Annotated in this window: 21 protein-coding genes and 1 tRNA gene; 14 read left to right on the top strand and 8 right to left on the bottom strand. The window is 40.5% G+C overall.

What is annotated here, in order from left to right:
- Positions 1-55 precede the first annotated feature (55 nt).
- From QSE00_RS19775 to QSE00_RS19760, 4 genes are all read left to right on the top strand, one after another.
- Complete coding sequence (locus QSE00_RS19775; protein WP_110357075.1) at positions 56-1210, top strand: DegT/DnrJ/EryC1/StrS family aminotransferase; 1155 nt, start codon at positions 56-58, stop codon at positions 1208-1210.
- Between the two features lie 73 nt (positions 1211-1283).
- A complete protein-coding gene (gene galE, locus QSE00_RS19770) occupies positions 1284-2300 on the top strand; it encodes a UDP-glucose 4-epimerase GalE (RefSeq protein WP_110356952.1) in 1017 nt (338 codons plus the stop codon).
- A 156-nt stretch (positions 2301-2456) separates the two neighbouring features.
- Positions 2457-2885, top strand: a complete 429-nt coding sequence (locus QSE00_RS19765; protein ID WP_286107203.1) for a hypothetical protein — start codon at positions 2457-2459, stop codon at positions 2883-2885.
- 169 nt (positions 2886-3054) lie between these two features.
- Positions 3055-3411, top strand: a complete 357-nt coding sequence (locus tag QSE00_RS19760) for a hypothetical protein (RefSeq protein WP_286107202.1) — start codon at positions 3055-3057, stop codon at positions 3409-3411.
- Between the two features lies 1 nt (position 3412).
- On the opposite strand, the gene QSE00_RS19755 is transcribed toward QSE00_RS19760, so the two are convergent.
- A complete protein-coding gene (locus tag QSE00_RS19755) occupies positions 3413-3943 on the bottom strand; it encodes an alpha-ketoglutarate decarboxylase (protein ID WP_181422902.1) in 531 nt (176 codons plus the stop codon).
- Positions 3944-4047: 104 nt separating this feature from the next.
- On the opposite strand from QSE00_RS19755, the gene QSE00_RS19750 reads away from it, so the two are divergent.
- The gene (locus QSE00_RS19750; RefSeq protein WP_286107201.1) at positions 4048-6858 is read left to right on the top strand and encodes a 2-oxoglutarate dehydrogenase E1 component; all 2811 of its coding nucleotides are present in this window, start codon (positions 4048-4050) and stop codon (positions 6856-6858) included.
- 118 nt (positions 6859-6976) lie between these two features.
- On the top strand, positions 6977-8200 hold the full coding sequence (odhB, locus tag QSE00_RS19745; protein ID WP_110356948.1) for a 2-oxoglutarate dehydrogenase complex dihydrolipoyllysine-residue succinyltransferase: 1224 nt from the start codon (positions 6977-6979) through the stop codon (positions 8198-8200).
- 103 nt (positions 8201-8303) lie between these two features.
- Here the strand turns inward: odhB and QSE00_RS19740 are convergent, their stop codons facing one another.
- Positions 8304-8744, bottom strand: coding sequence for a retropepsin-like aspartic protease family protein (locus QSE00_RS19740; RefSeq protein ID WP_110356947.1), 441 nt, complete (start codon positions 8742-8744; stop codon positions 8304-8306).
- A 39-nt stretch (positions 8745-8783) separates the two neighbouring features.
- On the opposite strand from QSE00_RS19740, the gene QSE00_RS19735 reads away from it, so the two are divergent.
- From QSE00_RS19735 to QSE00_RS19700, 8 genes are all read left to right on the top strand, one after another.
- Positions 8784-9551, top strand: a complete 768-nt coding sequence (locus QSE00_RS19735; RefSeq protein WP_286107200.1) for a TatD family hydrolase — start codon at positions 8784-8786, stop codon at positions 9549-9551.
- Positions 9552-9641: 90 nt separating this feature from the next.
- Positions 9642-10688: an asparaginase gene (locus QSE00_RS19730; protein WP_286107199.1), complete on the top strand. Its 1047-nt coding sequence runs from the start codon at positions 9642-9644 to the stop codon at positions 10686-10688.
- A 66-nt stretch (positions 10689-10754) separates the two neighbouring features.
- Positions 10755-10842: transfer RNA gene (locus tag QSE00_RS19725), tRNA-Ser, on the top strand.
- A gap of 79 nt (positions 10843-10921) precedes the next feature.
- A complete protein-coding gene (locus tag QSE00_RS19720; protein WP_110356944.1) occupies positions 10922-11671 on the top strand; it encodes a MotA/TolQ/ExbB proton channel family protein in 750 nt (249 codons plus the stop codon).
- Positions 11672-11697: 26 nt separating this feature from the next.
- A complete protein-coding gene (locus tag QSE00_RS19715) occupies positions 11698-12141 on the top strand; it encodes a hypothetical protein (protein WP_110356943.1) in 444 nt (147 codons plus the stop codon).
- Positions 12142-12155: 14 nt separating this feature from the next.
- Positions 12156-12776 (top strand): ExbD/TolR family protein, encoded by a 621-nt coding sequence (locus QSE00_RS19710; RefSeq protein ID WP_110356942.1) that lies wholly within the window; start codon positions 12156-12158, stop codon positions 12774-12776.
- A 24-nt stretch (positions 12777-12800) separates the two neighbouring features.
- Positions 12801-13283, top strand: coding sequence for an ExbD/TolR family protein (locus tag QSE00_RS19705; RefSeq protein ID WP_110356941.1), 483 nt, complete (start codon positions 12801-12803; stop codon positions 13281-13283).
- An 87-nt stretch (positions 13284-13370) separates the two neighbouring features.
- Positions 13371-14063 (top strand): porin family protein, encoded by a 693-nt coding sequence (locus QSE00_RS19700; RefSeq protein ID WP_286107198.1) that lies wholly within the window; start codon positions 13371-13373, stop codon positions 14061-14063.
- Here QSE00_RS19700 and QSE00_RS19695 read toward each other — a convergent pair.
- The 6 genes from QSE00_RS19695 to pyrH all read right to left on the bottom strand — a co-directional run bounded on the left by QSE00_RS19695 (position 14058) and on the right by pyrH (position 21705).
- Positions 14058-14663 (bottom strand): hypothetical protein, encoded by a 606-nt coding sequence (locus QSE00_RS19695; protein ID WP_110356939.1) that lies wholly within the window; start codon positions 14661-14663, stop codon positions 14058-14060. The two genes, QSE00_RS19700 and QSE00_RS19695, sit on opposite strands and share 6 nt — an antisense overlap.
- The gene (gene rpoN / locus QSE00_RS19690) at positions 14663-16120 is read right to left on the bottom strand and encodes an RNA polymerase factor sigma-54 (RefSeq protein WP_110356938.1); all 1458 of its coding nucleotides are present in this window, start codon (positions 16118-16120) and stop codon (positions 14663-14665) included. Before rpoN ends, QSE00_RS19695 begins: the two co-directional genes overlap by 1 nt.
- Before the next feature lie 40 nt (positions 16121-16160).
- Positions 16161-17594: an asparagine--tRNA ligase gene (gene asnS, locus QSE00_RS19685; protein WP_286107197.1), complete on the bottom strand. Its 1434-nt coding sequence runs from the start codon at positions 17592-17594 to the stop codon at positions 16161-16163.
- 102 nt (positions 17595-17696) lie between these two features.
- A complete protein-coding gene (locus QSE00_RS19680; RefSeq protein WP_110356936.1) occupies positions 17697-20099 on the bottom strand; it encodes an efflux RND transporter permease subunit in 2403 nt (800 codons plus the stop codon).
- Positions 20100-20402: 303 nt separating this feature from the next.
- A complete protein-coding gene (gene frr, locus QSE00_RS19675; RefSeq protein WP_110356934.1) occupies positions 20403-20957 on the bottom strand; it encodes a ribosome recycling factor in 555 nt (184 codons plus the stop codon).
- Between the two features lie 40 nt (positions 20958-20997).
- Positions 20998-21705 (bottom strand): UMP kinase, encoded by a 708-nt coding sequence (gene pyrH, locus QSE00_RS19670; RefSeq protein WP_110356933.1) that lies wholly within the window; start codon positions 21703-21705, stop codon positions 20998-21000.
- Between the last annotated feature and the right edge of the window lie 220 nt (positions 21706-21925).

Here is a 21925-nt window from a genome sequence, read left to right as displayed (position 1 = left end):
TTATTTTTGTAATATTGTTTCCTCCAAACCAAGTTTGGAATCTAAGTTTTATTCAATGAGGAAAATACAAATGGTTGACCTAAATGGTCAATATGAGGTTATAAAGGAAGAAGTAAACGCCTCTATCTCCAAAGTACTGGAAACAGCTGCATTTATTAACGGTCCAGAGGTGCATGCCTTTCAAAAGGAGTTGGAAAACTATTTGGGCGTGAAACATGTAATTCCATGTGCCAATGGTACCGATGCCTTGCAAATAGCTATGATGGGACTGGGTCTGAAACCGGGGGATGAGGTAATAACTGCCGATTTTACTTTTGCAGCAACGGCAGAGGTAATTGCCCTTTTACAACTTACTCCTGTTTTGGTAGACGTGGAACAGGACAGTTTTAATATAGATCCAATAGCCTTGGAAAAGGCCATTACTCCAAAAACTAAGGCAATAGTACCTGTGCATTTATTTGGACAATGCGCCAATATGGACGCTGTATTGGAAATTGCGGAAAGGCATAACCTATATGTAATAGAAGATAATGCCCAGGCCATTGGTGCCGATTATACCTTTAGTAATGGTAAAAAGCAGAAAGCCGGTACTATGGGACATGTGGCGGCAACCTCATTTTTTCCGTCCAAGAACTTGGGTTGTTATGGAGATGGTGGGGCTATATTTACCAATGATGGTGATTTGGCGCATACCCTAAGGGGAATTGTGAACCATGGGATGTACGAACGTTATCATCACGATGTGGTGGGGGTAAACTCTAGATTGGACTCTATCCAGGCAGCAGTGCTGCGAGCTAAGCTCTGTAGGTTGGATGATTATAATGCCAGTAGGAGGGCGGCAGCAAAAAAATATACCGAAGCCTTTAGTGGGAACAAGAATATTGTTGTTCCACAAATGGCCAATGGCTGTAGGGAGATATGTGATACTTGTGATTGCCATGTATTCCATCAATATACCTTGAGGATCTTAAATGGCCAGCGCGATGCGTTGGTTAAGCATTTGGCTGAAAAGCAAATTCCTTGCGGGGTGTATTACCCAATACCTTTGCACAGGCAAAAAGCATACTTGGATGAGCGTTATAAGGAGAAGGATTTTCCAATAACCAATCAATTGGTCAAAGAGGTTATTTCTTTGCCAATGCACACCGAGCTGGACGATGAGCAAATTTCCTTTATCACCGGGACCATTAACCAGTTTATAGGGGAATAACGGTAAAACGCTTTGGTGCGGTCAAGTTTAATTAACGAAAATGAAAACCAAAATTTAAAATAAAAATTAATAAATGAAAATACTCGTAACGGGAGGTTTGGGATTTATAGGTTCCCATACCACGGTAGAATTACAGAATAAAGGCTATGAAGTAATTATTATTGACGATCTGTCCAATTCAACCGAAAAGGTTTTGGATGGTATTGTGGCCATTACGGGGAAGAGACCAATTTTTGAAAAATTAGATTTGAAAGAAAGGTCAAAAGTTGAGGACTTTTTTAAAAGACATCAGGATGTAGCCGGTGTTATTCATTTTGCGGCCTCCAAAGCGGTTGGTGAAAGTGTGGAGAAACCATTGTTGTATTACGAGAACAATATTGGTACATTGGTTTATTTGCTAAAGGAGCTTTCGCAAAAGAGCCAGTCCAGCTTTATATTTAGTTCATCTTGTACCGTTTACGGACAAGCCGATAAAATGCCCATTACGGAAAGTGCACCTGTAAAAACGGCAGAATCACCTTATGGTAACACCAAGCAAATGGGAGAGGAAATTATTCGTGACACCTGTAAGGTGACGCCGAGCTTAAATGCTATTGCACTTAGGTATTTCAATCCAATGGGAGCCCATCCAAGTACGGAAATTGGTGAATTGCCAATTGGTGTACCGCAAAACTTAGTGCCCTTTATTACCCAAACAGGCATGGGCATTCGGGAACAACTTTCGGTTTTTGGGGGCGATTACCCCACTGAGGACGGTACCTGCATTAGGGATTATATTCATGTGGTAGATCTGGCCAAGGCCCATGTAGTGGCATTGGAAAGATTGATGAACGGTAAAAACCAGGATAATTATGAAGTGTTCAATGTGGGGACAGGGAAAGGCAGTTCGGTTTTAGAGGTTATTAAAAGCTTCGAAAAAGTGTCCGGAAAAAAATTGAATTATAAAATTGTGGACAGGAGACCGGGAGATATTACATCGGCCTATGCCGATACCACCAAAGCTAACACGGTTTTGGGTTGGAAGGCCAAATCTACTCTGGATGAAGCCATGGAGTCGGCCTGGCTTTGGGAGAAAAAAATCAGAAAATAAATTTCGGGAACCGACCTTTCCTTTTTAACGATATCCAAGAGAGGTATGCACGCAATGCCAGCCTCCATTGTTCTAGGTTACTGGGTGATTTGGAAAAATTGACCTAGGGAAAAGCAACCCATCCGAATCCTGTGCATCCTAAAAATAAAGGACCTTATGAAATCATTTATTGTTTTAACATTTGTTTTGTTAGCGCTAAATTGCAGTGATAACGATACGGATGATGCCTCCAATTGTTCCGATGTATTTTGCACCCAAGAATTTAGGACCATTACAGTTAGTGTCAAAGACAGGGATGGCGTTGCCGTGGCCTTGGATAAATTTAAAGTTGTGGTTTTGGCTGGTGGAGAGGATATTACCCTGAATACCGCAAATGGTGAGTATGATGGGATGATAAAAAATGGTACCTACCCCTTATTTAGTGATAAGTATTCAATGGAATACAGAAATAAGGAACTTGAAGTCAACTTCAAAGGGTATATAGGGAATAGTTTAGTGGTGGACTCCCATTATACGGTGGGTGCAGATTGCTGTCATGTTACACTTATTGAAGGGGAAACGGCTATTGTAATAGATAATCCTTGATCCGAAGTGGAATATGAAATGTCCTATTTTTTAAAAGGTGCCCAGGTAGATTTGGGTTTGTTCTAGGTAATTTCATCGAAAAAAGGGGCGGGATTGCTGAAATGTAAAAAAAGTGGACTTTATTGCGCTTTCTTAAAAACCATTTCAAATAAAATTTCGTAAGTAGTATATGGTTGTAAATTTTCCCAGCATTTCGGCGCTTTTAAAACATGCCAAAGACCAAAGTCTTTATCAGGATCTAGTATCGCAACTGCAGAAAGATTTTGTGTTCGCCAATGTATTTATAGAATTGCCGGACAATATACCCCCAAAGGATCTAAAGACGTTGGTACATGAGAAAGTTTATTATTTGATCATGGAGAAATTTACCGATTATTTAAATCTACTTTACATTATAGATGTTCCTGAAAAAGCTGTCAAGGCCATTGAGACCACGGATGTGGTCGAAATTTCGGAACAGGTTACTTTTGAGATATTAAAGAGGGAATGGCAAAAAGTATGGTTTAGGAACAAGTATGGTTCCTAGCCTAGAAATATACCCGCACAAAAGGCATCAAGGCATTGGCGTAAATACTTTTTTGTGTGTCGTGCAATACATTGTATCGCATGCCCAAGGTTAGGTTTCTATTGCTATAGCCTAGACCAAGAAACAATGCCGGCGACCAATAGTTTTCTTCCTTATTGCCACCATCCAACTCTAATACCCTATTTACCCTTAGTTGTTCCAGTTCGCCCGAAAGTTGCAAGGCAGGAATTGGATTGTAGAGGGATAAAAGACTACCGCCATAGGCCATTAATTGTGCATTTCGAAATTTGGCATAGTTGAAATTTATTCCCACTCCCATACCCAGTTGTTCGGTGGCCTGATAAATAGCACTGGGAGAGATGGATGTGTTAAAGGAATTATTGCCAAACCCAAGGCCAAAATTGCCTCCAAAATATACGCGGTTCCAAAAATCGGAATTCCCAAGGGTTGATTGCGAATGACCAAAACTCCAGAAAACCGAAAAAAAAACACCTAAAATCAAGCTTTTTTTTAAGGAAGGGCTATTTATCATAATTATTGTAATAATTTTCCAATATTAAGGGCTAAGATAAGCTTAGATATGCTAAATGTTGTATTTTTGAATAAATTTTGTTCAAAAGACAGAGAGACTTTTTCATGGATAAATATTCCTTTTTAAACGCTGCGCATACTTCTTATTTCGCAGAATTATACGATAAGTATTTAATAAATCCCGATAGTGTAGAGCCTAGTTGGAGGGCCTTTTTTCAAGGATTCGATTTCGGTATGGAAAATTCCATGGGCGGGATGGATGATGAATTGCAGACGGCACCTTTGTCCGTAGCTGGAGGTCACGAGGTTGAGGTTCCCGAAAGACTTCAGAAGGAATTTCAGGTAGTTCGACTTATAGATGGGTACAGGACAAGGGGGCATTTGTTTACCAAAACCAATCCGGTTAGGGAAAGAAGGCAATATTTCCCCACCTTGGAGATTGGGAATTTTGGACTTGCTCCAAATGATTTGGATACCACGTTTACTGCTGGGGAAATTTTGGGTATAGGCCCCAGTACCTTGCGTGAAATTATAGAGCACTTAACACGTATCTATTGTGATGCCATTGGGGTGGAGTACATGTATATCAGAAACCCTGAGAGGGTGGAATGGATACAAAATTGGTTGAATGTCAACGACAATCATCACAAATACGATGCAGATAGGAAAAAGCACATTCTTAAAAAACTAAACGAGGCGGTTTCCTTTGAAGGTTTTCTGCATACCAAATATGTGGGCCAAAAGAGGTTTTCTTTGGAAGGTAGTGAATCGTTGATACCTGCATTGGATGCCGTAGTGGAAAAGGCGGCCGAAATGGGTGTTGAGCAATTTGTTATGGGAATGGCGCACAGGGGCCGCTTGAATGTTCTGACCAACATATTTGGAAAGAAGGCAAAGGATATTTTTAGCGAGTTCGATGGAAAGGATTATGAGCAGGAAATTTTTGATGGGGATGTGAAATATCATTTGGGGTGGACCTCTGAGCGGAAAGCTAAAAATGGTAAGAAAATAATTATGAACATAGCACCAAACCCTTCCCATTTGGAGACTGTTGGTGCTGTTGTTGAAGGTATTGCCAGGGCAAAACAGGATGCTCGTTATAAGGATGATTTTTCCAAAGTATTGCCTATAGTAGTCCATGGTGACGCTGCCATTGCAGGTCAGGGATTGGTATATGAAGTGGTGCAAATGGCAAATTTGGATGGTTATAAAACCAATGGAACCATTCATATTGTTGTAAATAATCAAATTGGGTTTACTACCAATTATTTGGATGCCCGTAGCTCTACCTATTGTACGGATGTGGCCAAGGTAACCCTAAGTCCGGTACTGCATGTTAATTCCGATGATCCGGAGGCAGTGGTGCATGCTTCGCTTTTTGCCTTGGAATTCCGTATGCGTTTTCAAAGGGACGTATTTTTAGATCTTTTGGGATATAGGAAATATGGACATAATGAAGGTGATGAGCCACGTTTTACCCAGCCAAAGCTTTACAAGGCAATCGCCAAGCATAAAAACTCAAGGGATATTTATGCAGAAGCTTTGATAAAGGAAGGTATTATAGGGGATAGTTTTGTGCGGGAATTGGAAGAACAGTATAAAGCCTCTTTGGAAGAGGAATTGGAAGATTCCAGAAAAGAGGATAAGACCGTAATAACCCCCTTTATGGCCGATGAATGGAGCGGGTACACCCATGTACGGGAATGGGAAATGATGGATGCGGTGGATACAAAATACGATAAAAAGAAACTTACGGCCATAGCCAAGGTGTTAACCGAACTGCCAAAAAATAAGAAGTTCTTACGCAAAGTTGAAAAGTTGGTGAATGACCGTAAGGCCATGTTTTTTGAAAATGACAACTTGGATTGGGCCATGGGGGAGCTATTGGCTTACGGTACGCTTCTGGAGGAAGGTTACGGGGTGCGTATGTCCGGTCAGGATGTTGAAAGGGGTACTTTTTCACATCGCCATGCTGTAATGAAGGTAGAGGAAAGTGAGGAGGAAGTAATGCTTTTGAACCACATTTCGGATAAACAGGGGGTTTTTCAAATATATAATTCACTTCTGTCCGAATATGGGGTAGTGGGATTTGACTATGGGTATGCTATGGCGAGTCCTAATACCTTAACGATTTGGGAAGCCCAGTTTGGGGATTTTAGCAATGGTGCCCAAATTATGATAGATCAGTATATATCTGCAGCAGAAGATAAATGGAAATTGCAAAATGGATTGGTGATGTTATTGCCGCATGGGTACGAAGGCCAGGGTGCGGAACATTCCTCCGCCCGAATGGAGCGTTATTTGCAACTATGTGCTAGGGATAATATGTATATAGCCGATGTAACCACCCCTGCCAATATGTTCCATTTGTTAAGAAGGCAAATGAAGGTAAATTTCAGAAAGCCCTTAATAGTGTTTACACCAAAAAGTTTGTTGAGGCATCCTCGGGCCGTGTCAACGGTGGAGGAATTTGCCAACGGAGAATTCCAAACGGTAATTGATGATGCATCCGCTGAGGTATCCAAAATTAAGAGTTTGGTTTTCTGTACCGGTAAATTCTATTACGACCTATTGGCATATAGGGAAGAAAACAAAAGGGAAGATGTGGCCTTGGTGAGGGTAGAGCAATTATTTCCGATGCCTACTAAGCAAATGAAGGCGATAATGGAGAAATACAAAAATGCCGAAGACAAGGTTTGGGCCCAGGAAGAGCCAAGGAATATGGGTGCCTGGGGGCACTTAACCATGCACTTTAGCGAGGCTCATAAATTAAGGGTGGCCTCAAGGAGATTTTATGCTTCCCCGGCCGCCGGTAGTGCAGTGCGCTCCAAGCGCCGTCATCAGCAGGTAATAGATTATGTTTTTGATATCAACAAGAACAATATGGGTAGAAACCCTGATAATATGGATAAATAATATTATTTTCCTTGGACATCTGGGGGTGAAAACGGCTTAATGACCAATAGAAGGTAATTTTAGAAAGATAAAAGTTAAAAAACGAGTTTAGGCAAAACACAAATCAAAATTATAAAACATGATTTTAGAAATGAAAGTCCCTTCTCCAGGGGAGTCCATTACGGAGGTAGAGATAGCGGAATGGCTGGTGAGCGATGGCGATTACGTGGAGAAAGATCAAGCAATAGCAGAAGTAGATTCGGATAAGGCCACATTGGAATTGCCGGCAGAGGAAAGTGGGATTATTACGCTTAAAGCAGAGGTGGGAGATGCTGTTGCGGTAGGCGCGGTAGTGTGTTTAATAGACACCAGTGCTTCCAAACCTGCAGGGGCAGCCAAGAGTGAAGAAAAACCAGAGGAGAAGAAACCTGAGGTGAAGCAAGTGGCTGAACAGAAAACCGAGCTAAAGTCGGAAAAAACTTCTTATGCCACGGGGTCGGCTTCACCAGCCGCCAAGAAAATACTCGCTGAGAAGGACTTGGATGCCTCCACCATAAAAGGTACAGGAAAGGACGGACGCATTACTAAGGAAGATGCGGTAAAGGCCATTCCTTCCATGGGCACGCCTACAGGAGGGTCGCGAGGTGAAAGTAGGACCAAATTGTCCATGTTGCGTCGTAAGGTTGCCGAACGTTTGGTAGCTGCCAAGAATGAGACGGCAATGTTGACCACTTTTAACGAAGTGGATATGTCGGCCATCTTTGCTTTGAGAAACCAATACAAGGAAGACTTTAAGAATAAACACAATGTTGGCTTAGGTTTTATGTCCTTTTTTACAAAGGCCGTAATCAGGGCTTTGCAAATGTATCCTTCCGTGAACTCAATGATAGACGGCAAGGAAATGATTTCCTATGATTTTTGTGATATCAGTATAGCGGTTTCTGGGCCTAAAGGTCTTATGGTACCTGTAATCCGCAACGCGGAGAATTTAACCTTCAGAGGTGTGGAATCGGAAGTAAAAAGATTGGCCATAAGAGCACGTGAGGGTGAGATTACAGTTGATGAAATGACAGGGGGTACCTTTACCATTACCAATGGAGGGGTGTTTGGATCCATGTTGTCCACCCCAATTATCAATCCTCCTCAAAGTGCCATATTAGGGATGCACAACATCGTGGAGAGACCTATTGCCCGCGATGGGGCCATAGCTATTGCTCCTATCATGTATGTTGCTTTGTCTTATGATCACCGAATCATTGATGGTAAGGAGTCTGTAGGCTTCCTAGTAGCAGTGAAAGAGGCCTTGGAGAGTCCTGAAGAGCTACTGATGGACAACAACGTTAAAAAGGCGTTGGAGCTTTAGTACGAAATTATGTTCGTGGGGGTCAACCCTATGTGGAATAATATGGACCTGTTGGGATTTTAAAACCTGACAGGTCTTTTTTTTATTTGAAGTCTAATAGGTCCTATTGTTTGAGGTAAAGTCGGGTTTTTTGGTAATCAATGATGGCCTTTCCTTTTTTTAATATATCCGCCCCAATAATGCCGTCAACGGGCATGGCTTGGTGCGAGGTCAGGGCCTGATTTACATGGACAAGGTCGAACAGGACTATTTTTTGTTTGTGTTTAAACCATTTCCCTATTTCTATAAGATTTTTGGTGGATAGTTTGGTGAACATTTCCGTGGCTCCTGCTCCTGCAGCCTTTACTTTGGAATCTTTGGAGTTTAATTTGAAGAATTCTATTTTGTCCAGACCAATACAGGTGTTGGAGGCGCCGGTGTCCAATATAAACCTGCCTTTTACTCCATTGATGGTGGCCGTGACTTCAAAATGATTGGTGGCCGTAAGTACCAACGGAATAGCTATATATTTTTTTTTATGTAGAAAAACTTTAAGACTGGGCATATGTACTTTTTTTGTCAAAGATAATCCTATTTTTGTTCTATGATATTAACAGATACACATACCCATTTATATAGTGAAGCTTTTGATGGGGATCGCTCCCTAGCCATAGAGCGAGCTTTGGATTTGGGAGTAGAGCGCTTTTTTATTCCCGCAATAGATTCATCCTATACTGAGGCAATGCTGGATTTGGAAAAAGCCTATCCGGATAATATCTTTCTTATGGCAGGGCTACACCCAACCCATGTTAAGGAAGATTATCGGAAGGAGCTGGCCCATGTGGAGGAAATGTTGGCATCCAGGAAATTCTACGCAGTGGGGGAGACGGGCATCGATCTGTATTGGGATAAAACTTTTTTAAAGGAGCAGCAGCTTGCCTTTAAACAGCAAATACAATGGGCTAAAAAGTATGCGTATCCTATAGTTATCCATTGTAGGGATGGTTTTGACGAAGTCTTCCAAATCCTGGAAGAAGAAAAGGGCGAAGGGCTTTTTGGTATTTTTCATTGTTTTACCGGCACTTTTGAGCAGGCACAGAAGGCAATTTCATATAATATGAAATTGGGTATCGGTGGGGTAGTTACCTTTAGAAATGGTAAAATAGATACTTATCTCGGAAAAATTGACCTAAAACATGTCGTTTTGGAAACGGATTCCCCCTATTTGGCCCCTGTTCCCTATCGTGGAAAACGTAACGAGAGTGCTTATTTGGTGAAGGTTTTGGAAAAGATGGCCCAAATATATTCCATGGACAAGGAAGAAGTTGCTGCCATTACCACAGACAACTCCAGACAGGTTTTTGGAATTTAAGAGGATCTGTGCATCGCTGGTCTAGAGGCCGTAGTTTTTGCTTTAGGGTGGATGGAGCTCCCTATTTTTTTTACCTAACGGATATTGAGAATGAAAAACAAATATTCCAAAGTCGATAAAACCCGAATACTCCTCATTTATACTGGAGGCACCATAGGCATGGTAAAGGATTACGATTCGGGGGCGCTAAAGGCTTTTGACTTTAATAAATTGATAAGTAATATCCCCGAACTTGGTCAATTGGATTGCGCTATAGACAGTATTACCTTTGATGTTCCAATAGATTCATCCAACATGAATATTGAACATTGGGTAAATATTGCTACGATCATAGAAAAGCATTATGATTCACATGAAGGATTTGTGGTGCTTCATGGGAGTGATACCATGAGCTATACTTCCTCGGCCTTGAGCTATATGTTGGAAAATCTGCAAAAACCGGTCATATTTACGGGGTCCCAGTTGCCCATTGGTGATTTAAGGACAGATGCCAAGGAGAATTTGATCACCTCCATACAAATTGCTGCCTTACGGGAATACAATAAGCCGGTAGTGCAGGAGGTAGGGCTGTATTTTGAATATAAATTGTATAGGGCCAACAGAACTACAAAGATCAATGCGGAACATTTTGAAGCTTTTGCCTCCCTAAATTATCCTGCCTTAATAGAGTCCGGGGTGCATTTAAAAGTAAACAGGGAGTATTTGTTAAGGCCAAATACCGCTAAAAGGTTAAAAGTTCACAAGGAGATGGATCAAAATGTGGTCATTTTAAAATTATTTCCCGGTTTTAACCAAACGGTGTTGCATAGTATCCTAAATTCCCCTAACTTAAAAGCAGTGGTCTTGGAAACATATGGTTCGGGCAATGCTCCTACCGAGGAATGGTTTACTTTGGAGTTGAAAAAGGCGATGGAAAGAAATATTTTTTTAATTAATGTTACACAGTGTTCTGGGGGAAGTGTCCTTATGGGGCGTTATGAAACTAGTAAGCACCTGCAAAAACTGCAAATTATTAATGGTAAGGATATTACAACAGAGGCGGCAATTACCAAGTTGATGTATTTACTTGGAAATAATATTTCCCCTAAGTTGTTCAAAACCATATATGAAACATCCCTCAGGGGCGAAATGCAATAAAAATAACAGTCTAAATTTCTTTAACTAATATTTTTTTTGTTATTTGGCTGCCCAATAACTATAACTAGAGAGGTGGCCGAGTGGTCGAAGGCGCACGCCTGGAAAGTGTGTATACCCCACAAGGGTATCGAGGGTTCGAATCCCTTCCTCTCTGCTGTTAAGTTTTAATTTTTATATTGCGAATTTTTTTTATCTTTAACCCTATTAACTAACTAAATTTAAGTTTGAAAGAAATGAAAAGATTATTCTCTATCCTGGCAACAGCTGGGTTATTTGTGGCAGGTACAAATACAGTAAGTGCAAAAGTTGTTGCAGCAGCGGCTATTTTGCAAGATGCAGCTCCAGAAGCGGAATTAGGATTCACCCAAGTGCTCAAGGAGCAATTTATACAAGGTGGTGCCGGATTTATGGGTATTGTTCTTTTATGTTTAATTCTTGGTTTGGCAGTGGCAATAGAAAGGATTATTTATTTAAACCTTGCTACAACCAACACTACTAAACTAAAGCAACAAGTAGAGGACGCTTTGGCTTCCGGTGGTATAGAGGCTGCTAAAGAGGTTTGTAGAAACACAAAAGGTCCTGTTGCTTCCATTTACTATCAAGGTTTGGAAAGAGCTGGGGACAGTATAGAGTCTGCAGAGAAGGCAGTTGTAGCCTACGGAGGTGTGCAAATGGGACAATTGGAGAAAAACGTTTCTTGGCTGTCATTATTTATTGCAGTAGCTCCAATGCTTGGGTTCATGGGTACGGTAATCGGTATGATTCAGGCCTTCCAGAAAATTGCAGCGGTTGGTAACTTGAGTGCCTCCCTTATTGCAGGTGATATTCAGGTGGCGTTATTGACTACGGTATTCGGTCTTATTACTGCGATTATCCTTCAAATTTTCTACAATTATATCATTGCTAAGATTGACAGTATTGTAAATGATATGGAAGATTCATCAATCACTTTGATTGATATGTTGGCAGATCACAAAAAATAAGTCGGACACTAAATACTTAAAGTATCATGCATAAAATAGTTAAAATAATATTAGTTGTACTCGGAGCGATTGGGGCCATACTGTGGTTTCAACTTCCAAGTGCAGACGTTCCCGTATCGGAGGCCATAAATAATGGGTCTATGAACTTCATGTTCATCATTACCTATTTATTGTTGGGGATTGCGATTGCGGCCACGGTTCTTTTTGGATTGATGAATTTATTTACATCCAAGGGGGCCTTAAAGAAAACCTTATTTGGTGTAGGTGGTCTTTTGGTGGTCGTTGTTATTTCTTATGCCCTGGCTAGTGGAACCGATGTTAATTTGGAGGAAATGGCCAAAAAAGGCGTTCCTACTACCGAGAGTACCGTGAAAACCATAGGTATGGGGTTGAATGTGTTTTTTATCCTTACCATTGTAGCTGTAGGTGCCATGTTGTGGTCTGGAGTTAAGAAAATGATTAGTAAATAATAAAATAAAATATTATGCCAAAAAGAGGAGCACCACCAGAGGTTAATGCGGGTTCTATGGCAGACATAGCGTTCTTATTGCTTATCTTTTTCCTAGTGACTACCACTATTGAAACGGATGCAGGATTAGATCGTATGTTGCCACCAATTGAGCCGCCAGATACCGATGTAATCATTAAGCAAAAGAATATTTTTCAGGTCAGTATAAACCGGGATGGACAATTATTGGCAGACGAGGAATTAACAGATATTAAGGAGTTAAAGGCCAAAGCCATTGCCTTTTTGGACAATGGAGGTGCGCCATCGGGATCTCCGGACTATTGTAGTTATTGCAAGGGTAAAAGGGATGCATCTTCATCCGATAGCCCGGCCAAGGCCATTATTTCGCTTAAGAACGACAGGGAGACGAAATACGGAACCTATATAACCGTTCAGAACGAATTGGTTGGAGCGTATAACGAGCTTAGAAATAGGGAAGCCCAACGTCTTTTCAAGAGGAATTTTACGGATATGGAAGCGGAATATCTCAATCCTGAGACTCCGGATGATGTTCGTGAGGAACTGAAGGAAAAGGTAAAAAGGATACAGGATTTGTTTCCACAGAAACTTTCAGAGGCCGAAACATCGTCAAACTAAATAGAGAAGTTAAAACAAGTTACTATGTCAAAATTTAATAAGAAAAAAGATGCGGCCTTACCTGCGGTGAATACTGCATCGTTGCCTGATATCGTTTTTATGCTTTTGTTCTTCTTTATGACGGTTACAGTGATGAAAGACAGTACCTTGAAGGTTGAAAACGTCTTGCCCAATGCAACGGAAATTAAAAAATTGGAGAAGAAAGATAGGGTAATCTATATTTATGTTGGGAAACCAACCCGTGAATACGAGAAGACCTATGGTACCGAATCCAAAATTCAATTGAACGATAAATTTGCCGATGCTTCCGAAGTTGGAGATTATATTTTGATGGAAAGGGCCAAAAAGCCACAGGAACTACAAAATGTATTGACAACCGCACTTAAGGTGGATAAGGAAGCCAATATGGGTATTATTTCCGATATAAAACAAGAACTTAGAAAGGTAAATGCCTTGAAGGTAAATTATACCACCTATGAAGGTGATGCTTTCAGGAATTTGCAATAGTTAGTAAAAGGATAAGAGAATTTAAAACGCTTCAAATGCATATATTTGAAGCGTTTTTTATGTTTAATTAATTACCTTTAAAGGACTATGAAATGTTCCTTCATATATATAATACTACTGCTTTCAGGAGCTTTTGTTTCTGGGCAGGTCCTGGAATCCAACAAGGATGTGGATAAGAAATATTTGGAAGATCAATTTTATGTAGGACTTACCTATAACTTTGCGACCAATTTGCCATCCGGGGTTTCCCAAAGGAACCTGTCATATGGTCTGCAAGCGGGTTTTATAAAGGATATTCCGCTGAGTTACGATAGGGACATGGGCCTGGGTATCGGTCTGGGTTATGGCATTAATTCCTATTACACCAATTTGTTGGCATCCCAGCAAGGTTCCACGTTGGAATATTCAGTGTTGGATAGTGATGCCGATTTCAGGAGAAATAAGATTGCGACCCATGTCTTGGAGATTCCCTTTCAGTTTAGATGGCGTAATTCAACTCCAGAGGAATATAAGTTTTGGAGGATATATACCGGTATTAAAATGGGTTATGTTTTTGATGGTCGATCCAAATTCGTTTCAAGCTCGGAAAGAATAGTGTTTGTTAATAAGGATTTAAGGGACTTTCAATACGGGCTAACTTTGAATGTGGGTTACAATACCTTCAATATTCATATCTATTATGCGCTCAGTTCCCTGTTCAATGATAGAGTAATGGAGCAATCAGGAGAGGTTATTGAGATAAAGCCGCTCAGAGTAGGGCTTATTTTCTACATTTTATAACCAGAATTTAATCGTAAATAACTGGGTAAACAGACCTATGGCAAATCCAATCAGAACTTCTGCCTTGGTATGGGCGTTCAGATAAAGTCTGGAGGTGGCGGCCAAGCCACTGAGCAAGGTTACTATACTTATGGCAAGGGTAACGTTTATTTCAAAGTGGATACTGAGGTTTATTAGGTACATTAACAGGCTTCCCATGCCCAAGAGGTGCATACTGCACTTAAAATTTAGAAATAGCAGTACAAGGGCGCTAAACAAGCCTGCGATTAGGCCTAAAAAGTAATAGTGCAACTCTATGGTAAAGTTATTGGGTATTACTTTGAATAAGACCATTATAAGCAGTCCTAGGCTAATATAAAGTGGGTATTTCCTTTCTTGGAGATTGGGCATGAATACAGAACTTACAATACCTAGGTTGCGTAAGATCAGGTAAAATATAATAGGTATGATGATGGTGAGTATAAATATGGGCAGGATATTTCCACTCTGAACCTCCAACGGACTGTATTTGGGAGTAATCAGGAAATAGGCTATGGTTCCTGCAAAGGGTATAAAAAGCGGGTGTAAAAGGTAAGATGTGATCTTAAGGAATAGTCGCATTAGATCTGTTTTCTCAGCCTAGCTACTGGAATATCCAGCTGTTCCCTGTATTTAGCTACCGTACGCCTGGCAATTGGGTATCCTTTTTCTTTGAGAATAGCAGCCAATTTATCATCGGTAAGTGGCTTCTTCTTGGTTTCCTCCCCAATCACTGTTTCCAATATCTTTTTTATCTCTTTGGTAGATACATCTTCCCCTTGATCGTTTTTCATGGATTCGGAAAAGTAGTCCTTTATTAATTTTGTACCATATGGGGTGTCAACATATTTACTATTGGCCACCCTGGACACGGTGGAAACGTCCATGCCAATACCGTCGGCTATATCCTTTAGGATCATAGGCCGCAGTTTGCGCTCATCCCCGGTTAGGAAATACTCTTTTTGGTATTCCATGATTTCGTTCATGGTGATATAAAGGGTTTGCTGTCGCTGTCTAATGGCATCAATAAACCATTTGGCCGCATCCAGTTTTTGCTTGATGAACATTACGGTGTCCTTTTGGGACTTTGATTTCTCCTTGGAGTTTTTATATCCTTCCAGCATATTGTTATACTCGCGGGAAACATGAAGCTCCGGTGCATTTCGTCCGTTTAGTGTGAGTTCCAGTTCCCCATCCACAATACGGATGGAAAAATCGGGGACTACGTGCTCCACAATTCTGTTATTCCCAGAATAGGAACCTCCCGGTTTGGGGTTTAAGCGTTCAATTTCCGTAATGGCATCCTTTAATTGCTCCTCAGTAATATTGTGTTTTTGAATAAGTTTTTGATAGTGTTTTTTGGTAAACTGCTCAAAGGATTTTTCCAACAATTGAATGGCCAATTCTATACTTGGGGTCAGCTCTTTTCTTTTTAATTGAAGAAGAAGGCACTCTTCCAGCGTTCTGGCTGCCACCCCTGCAGGGTCAAGATCCTGGACTATATGCAATACTTTTTCAATGGTTTTTTCCTCTGTATAGATGTTCTGTGTAAATGCCAGGTCGTCCATTATATCTGAAAGAGGTCGTCTTATATACCCGCTCTCGTCTACACTGCCCACCAAAAACTCGGCAATGGACCATTCCTCATCCGTTAAATAAATAGTATTTAACTGATTTATAAGATACTGGTTAAATGAAATTCCAGCTGCATATGGAACATTTTTTTCCTCATCATCCGCACTGTAATTGTTGGCTTGTGTGCGATAATCAGGAATCTCGTCATCACTTAAATAATCATCTATATTGATGTCTTCGGCACTGATGCTTTCACTGTCGGTTTCATTATCGTACAAATCCTCAAAATCATCGTCTTGACTTTCATTTTCCTCCTTTCCAGTTTCCAGGGCAGGATTTTCCTCCAGTTCCTGTTTTAGTCGTTGTTCAAATGCCTGCGTAGGCAATTGAATCAACTTCATCAACTGAATCTGTTGTGGAGATAATTTCTGCGATAATTTAAACTGTAGGTGTTGTTTCAGCATTGATAATGGTGATCGATCTTATAAAGTTAAAGAATAATGATTAGAATTCAGCATTTTGTGGCGTTCTTGGAAAGGGTATTACGTCCCTGATATTACCCATTCCTGTTGCAAACAATACCAATCTTTCAAAACCAAGCCCAAAGCCACTATGTACGGCAGTTCCAAATTTTCTAAGATCCAAATACCACCAAAGTTCTTCCTCATCAATGCCCAAGGCCTTAATCTTCTCCATTAAGATGTCCAGGCGTTCCTCACGTTGGGAACCACCAACAATTTCACCTATACCAGGGAACAGGATATCCATAGCCCTGACCGTTTTTCCATCCTCATTTAAACGCATATAAAATGCCTTTATTTTGGCTGGATAATCGAATAGTATCACTGGGCATTTAAAATGTTTTTCCACCAAGAAACGTTCGTGCTCACTTTGAAGGTCGGCTCCCCATTCGTCGATAAGGTATTTAAATTGCTTCTTTTTGTTGGGTTTACTGTTTCTAAGAATATCTATGGCTTCGGTATATGTTACACGTTTAAACGTATTGTCCGAAACAAACTTAAGTTTTTCTATTAAAGGCATATCACTGCGCTCGGCCTGTGGCTTGCTCTTCTCTTCGTCCAATAATCGCTTTTCTAGGAATTGCAGGTCTTCCATACAATTTTCCAAAGCATAATTTATAACATTCTTTATAAAATCTTCGGCCAAATCCATGTTGGCGTCCAGGTCATTAAATGCCACTTCCGGCTCAATCATCCAAAATTCGGCCAAATGTCTTGAAGTGTTGGAGTTTTCTGCCCTAAAGGTTGGGCCAAAGGTGTAGACCTTGCCTAGGCCCATGGCATAAGTTTCGGCTTCCAATTGTCCGGAAACCGTTAAATTGGTCTCTTTTCCAAAAAAATCTTCCTTATAATCAATTTTGCCATCCTCTGTTAAAGGCGGTTTTTTATTGTCCAAGGTAGATACCCTGAACATTTCTCCAGCACCTTCAGCATCCGAACCTGTAATTATTGGGGTATGAACATAAAAGAATCCATTTTTTTGAAAATATTGATGTACAGCGAACGAAAGGGCCGATCGCACCCGCATGATAGCTGCAAAGGTGTTTGTTCTAACACGGAGATGAGCTTTTTCCCGTAAAAACTCCAGAGAGTGTTTCTTGGGTTGGATAGGGTAGACTTCAGGGTCTGCTCCTCCGTGTACAATGATTTCCTTTACCTGGATCTCCACGGACTGTCCTTTTCCTTGGCTTTCAACCAACGTTCCACTTATTTGAAGTGCGGCTCCTGTATTAATTTGCTTTAGTGTGTTTTCATCAAATTCCTCAAAATCTACTACGCATTGAATATTGTTTATAGTAGACCCATCGTTCAAAGCAATGAATCTATTGCTCCTATAGGTTTTTACCCAACCGTTAACAATAACCTCTTGGTGCAAATAATCGGTCGATAGTAGCTCTTTTACGCTAAATGTATTCATTTGAATTCCTTGTAAATTAAGTGGCAAAGATAGCCTTTTTGCAAAAATATAAATTGGGTATATATCTGTATATACCAGGTAAAAAATATTTTAATTAATGGACTATTCCTCCTTGTCCGTGATATTGAGTTCTTCCTTGGGAAGAATGTCTATTTGTGGTTCTTTTAATACCTGTTTGTTGGCAATGCTTCTTTCCAAAGATAGAAGTAAAGACGGTAATAAAATAAGGTTTGCCAGCATGGCGAACATTAAGGTGGCCGATACCAATGCGCCTAAAGCCACTGTTCCTCCGAAACTTGAAATTATAAAGACCGAAAAACCAAAGAACAGTACAATGGAGGTGTAGAACATGCTAACTCCGGTCTCCCTTAGGGCGGCATAGACCGATTTTTTTATTCTCCAATGGTTGCTTGTTAGTTCCTGTCTGTATTTGGCGAGAAAGTGTATGGTGTCGTCCACGGAAATTCCGAAAGCAATACTAAATACCAAAATAGTGGAAGGCTTAATGGGTACTCCTACAAATCCCATAACCCCTGCTGTTATTACCAGCGGCAATAAGTTGGGGATCAATGAAATTACGATCATTCTAAAAGAACGGAAAAGATAGGCCATAAATAGGGCAATTAGCCCAATGGCCAACGCTAGGGACATAATGAGGTTTTTTACCAAATATTTGGTACCCTTTAAAAATAGAAGGGCGCTGCCGGTCATGGAAACCTTATACCTGTCCGCAGGAAATATTTTGTCGATATTTTCTTTTAATTTGGCCTCTATGGTTTCCATACGGGATGTCTTTACATCCTTCATATAAGTAGTCATTCGGGCTATCTGCCCGGTGCTGTCTACAAAACTGCTCAGTAGGTTGCCGTTGTCTGCTGATTTCCGGGCAACATCCATTATAAAAGTATTCTCTTGGGAGGTGGGCAGTTGGTAATATTTGGGTATGCCGTTGTAAAAGGCCTGTTTGGAATATTTTACCAGGTCCACGACCGAAACTGGCCTGGAAAGTTCGGGAATGTCATTTATCACCGTACCCAACTCGTCCATCTTTTTCAGGGTGGAAGGTTTTAAGACCCCTTTGGGTCTTTCGGTGTCCACCACAATTTCAACTGGCATTATTCCGTCAAATTCTTGTTCAAAAAATCGTATATCCTGGAAAAACTCAGCTTTTTTTGGCATGTCCTCTATGGGACTTCCCGAAATGTCTATTTGATAAATACCAATAATACTGGTTACAAGAAGTGCAATGGATACAATATAAACGGTAATCCTTCTTTCCCTTACAATTCTTTCCATCCAGCTTACAAAAGTTTCTATCCACTTTGTGTTCAGGTGTTTCAAATGCTTGTGTTTTGGAAGGGGCATGAAGCTATAGATAATCGGAATTATCAGGAGGGAAAGTACAAATATCCCAATGATATTGATAGAAGCAACAATACCAAACTCTTTAAGTAGTTTGCTATCGGTTATAATAAATGTAGCGAAACCGGAGGCGGTAGTAACGTTGGTCATTAAGGTGGCATTACCAATTTTTGAGATAACACGTTGTAAGGACAGGGCCTGGTTACCGTGCTTTTTTACTTCCTGTTGGTATTTGTTGATAAGAAAGATACAGTTGGGAATGCCAATAACAATAATCAATGGCGGTATTAGGGCGGTAAGCACTGTAATTTCATATTGTAACAGACCTAAAATCCCAAAGGCCCACATAACGCCGATAATTACGACGAACATGGAAATGATCGTAGCCCTAAAACTTCTGAAAAAGAAAAAGAATATCAAGGAGGTGACCCCCAGTGCCGCAAGAATAAATTTCCCTATTTCATCTATAATATTTTGGGAGTTCATGGTCCTTATGTAGGGCATGCCCGAAATATGAACATCGAGGCCGGTTTCTTTTTCAAAATTTTTGACCAAGGTAGATAGGTCTTCCAAAATAAAGTCTTTACGTACAGAAGTATTAACAATATCTTTGTCCAAATAAATAACGCTGCGTATGGTATGTGTTTTTTTATTGTAGATAAGGTTGTCGTAAAAAGGAAGGTCGTTAAAAAGATGATTGGTAAGACTGTCCACCTCTTTTTTGGTTTGCGGGGTCCGTTTAATAAAGGGCTGCATAACAAATTCTTGTTTTACAGTGTCCTTTACGAGCTCTTGTAAATTATCCGTGGACAATACAAAGTCTACTTCAGGGAAGGCACCCAATTGTTTGCTGAGCTTGTTCCAACGATTAAATTTTTTAGGGGTGAACAGCGAACTGTCCTTTACGGCTATAACAACCACATTGCCTTCTTCCCCAAACTGTTTTAGGAAGGAAAGATACTCCAAGTTTACAGGGTGGTGATCTGGCAAGAGATTGGCCTGTGAATTGGAAAACCTCATTTTGTCCCATTGCATGGACATAAAAATGGTCATAATGGCTAAAAGAACAAGAATTATAATTCTGTTCCTAAGTATTAACCTTGCTATTTTTGCCCAAAATCCTCGCGTTAACTTTGCAACCATCTAGTGAAACGTCTTATATCAGAATGTTTTTTGGTATATAAACCATAAAAAAACCTGTAAATCCTTAGGATTTAAAAAGGTCTTTCGGATTCTAAATTTATTCGAGCGCAAAGGTAGAGAATGATTGTTATTGTTCCTAGGAAGCTGGGATTAAATAGTAGGGGGTGGGCAAACGAATTTAACCGGTGACGGAAGTTATGGTATAGGGACTTACAATCTGGGGTTTTTGCTAATGGGATGGGGAATACAAAAAAGAGCGACCCATAGGTCGCTCTTTTTTGTATCGGTATTTTACTTTAAGGATTATACCTTCATGATTTCTGCTTCCTTGGCCTCAAGGAAGGCATCGATCTTTTTTATATACTTGTCGGTGAGTGCCTGTACATCGGCCTCTGCATTCTTTTGTAGATCTTCGGACACTTCGAGGGCCCTAACTTCCTTGTTGGCCTCCTGACGTGCATTACGGACACCGATCTTGGCGTCTTCCGCTTCCGCTTTTGCCTGCTTTACCAAATCCCTTCTTCTTTCTTCTGTTAAGGGAGGTACGTTGATGATTACAAAATCGCCATTGTTCATAGGGTTAAATCCCAGATTGGCGTTCATAATGGCTTTTTCAATTTCATGTAGCATGTTTTTTTCCCATGGTTGAACGGAGAGGGTACGTGCATCAGGGGTATTCACATTTGCAACTTGGGACAAAGGGGTGGGGGATCCGTAATATTCCACCATTACACTGGATAACATTACCGGACTGGCCTTGCCTGCCCTAATTTTCAGAAACATCTTTTCAAGGTGTGCTATGGCACTGTCCATCCCTTCTTTGGTGGTGTCAAGTATAAATTTAATTTCTTCGTTCATATGCTATTTTTTAAAGGATTTAACACAAATAGTGCCAAAACTATAAATTTACGACGGTTCCTATATTTTCGCCGGAAACCAACTTCATCAGGTTTCCTTTTTTGTTCATATCGAAAACAACAATCGGTAATTCATTTTCTTGGCTTAAAGTAAAGGCTGTGGTATCCATAACTTTAAGTCCTTTTGTCAGTACATCTTTAAAGGTTATCGTGTCAAATTTGGTGGCTGTTTTGTCTTTTTCCGGGTCGGAGGTATAAATACCATCCACTCGGGTACCTTTTAAAATTACATCTGCCTCAATTTCTATTGCCCGTAATACAGCGGCTGAATCTGTGGTAAAATATGGATTTCCTGTACCACCGCCGAATATGACAACTCTGCCCTTTTCCAAATGTCTCATGGCACGTCTTCTGATAAATGGTTCGGCTACCTCATTTATTTTTATGGCAGATTGTAACCTGGTTTGTACTCCTTTCAGTTCCAGGGCGCTTTGTAGTGCCAATCCGTTTATCACAGTGGCCAACATACCCATATGGTCTGCCTGTACCCTGTCCATTCCATTGCTGGCTCCTGCCAATCCACGAAAGATATTGCCGCCACCAATAACAATAGCAACTTCTATACCTTTATCGACAACTTCTTTGATCTCCTCGGCGTATTCGGATAAACGCTGTGCGTCTATGCCGTACTGCTTAGTACCCATTAAAGCTTCTCCACTGAGTTTTAAAAGTATTCTTTTGTATTGCATCGTGTTGTTGGTTATTTTGATGCAAAAATAATCAAAAATATTTATGAAGTAACTTGGTATGCACGATTCGTCTATCCTTAATTATTTCCTAATGCATATGGGAAGGTAGATTTATTTTTATAATCTTGTGCCGGTTATTGTAGTTCCACCGATATTTAGTGGCAAAAAGCCGTTCCCGGCCATTTTGGTTTTTAGGGGGGTATCGGCATTTTGGAGAAAA

Origin of the sequence: Arenibacter flavimaris (genome assembly GCF_030291335.1) — a bacterium.
Taxonomy (GTDB): domain Bacteria; phylum Bacteroidota; class Bacteroidia; order Flavobacteriales; family Flavobacteriaceae; genus Arenibacter.
Note: the sequence above shows the minus strand (reverse complement) of the source record. Positions and strands in the feature narration are given on the sequence as shown.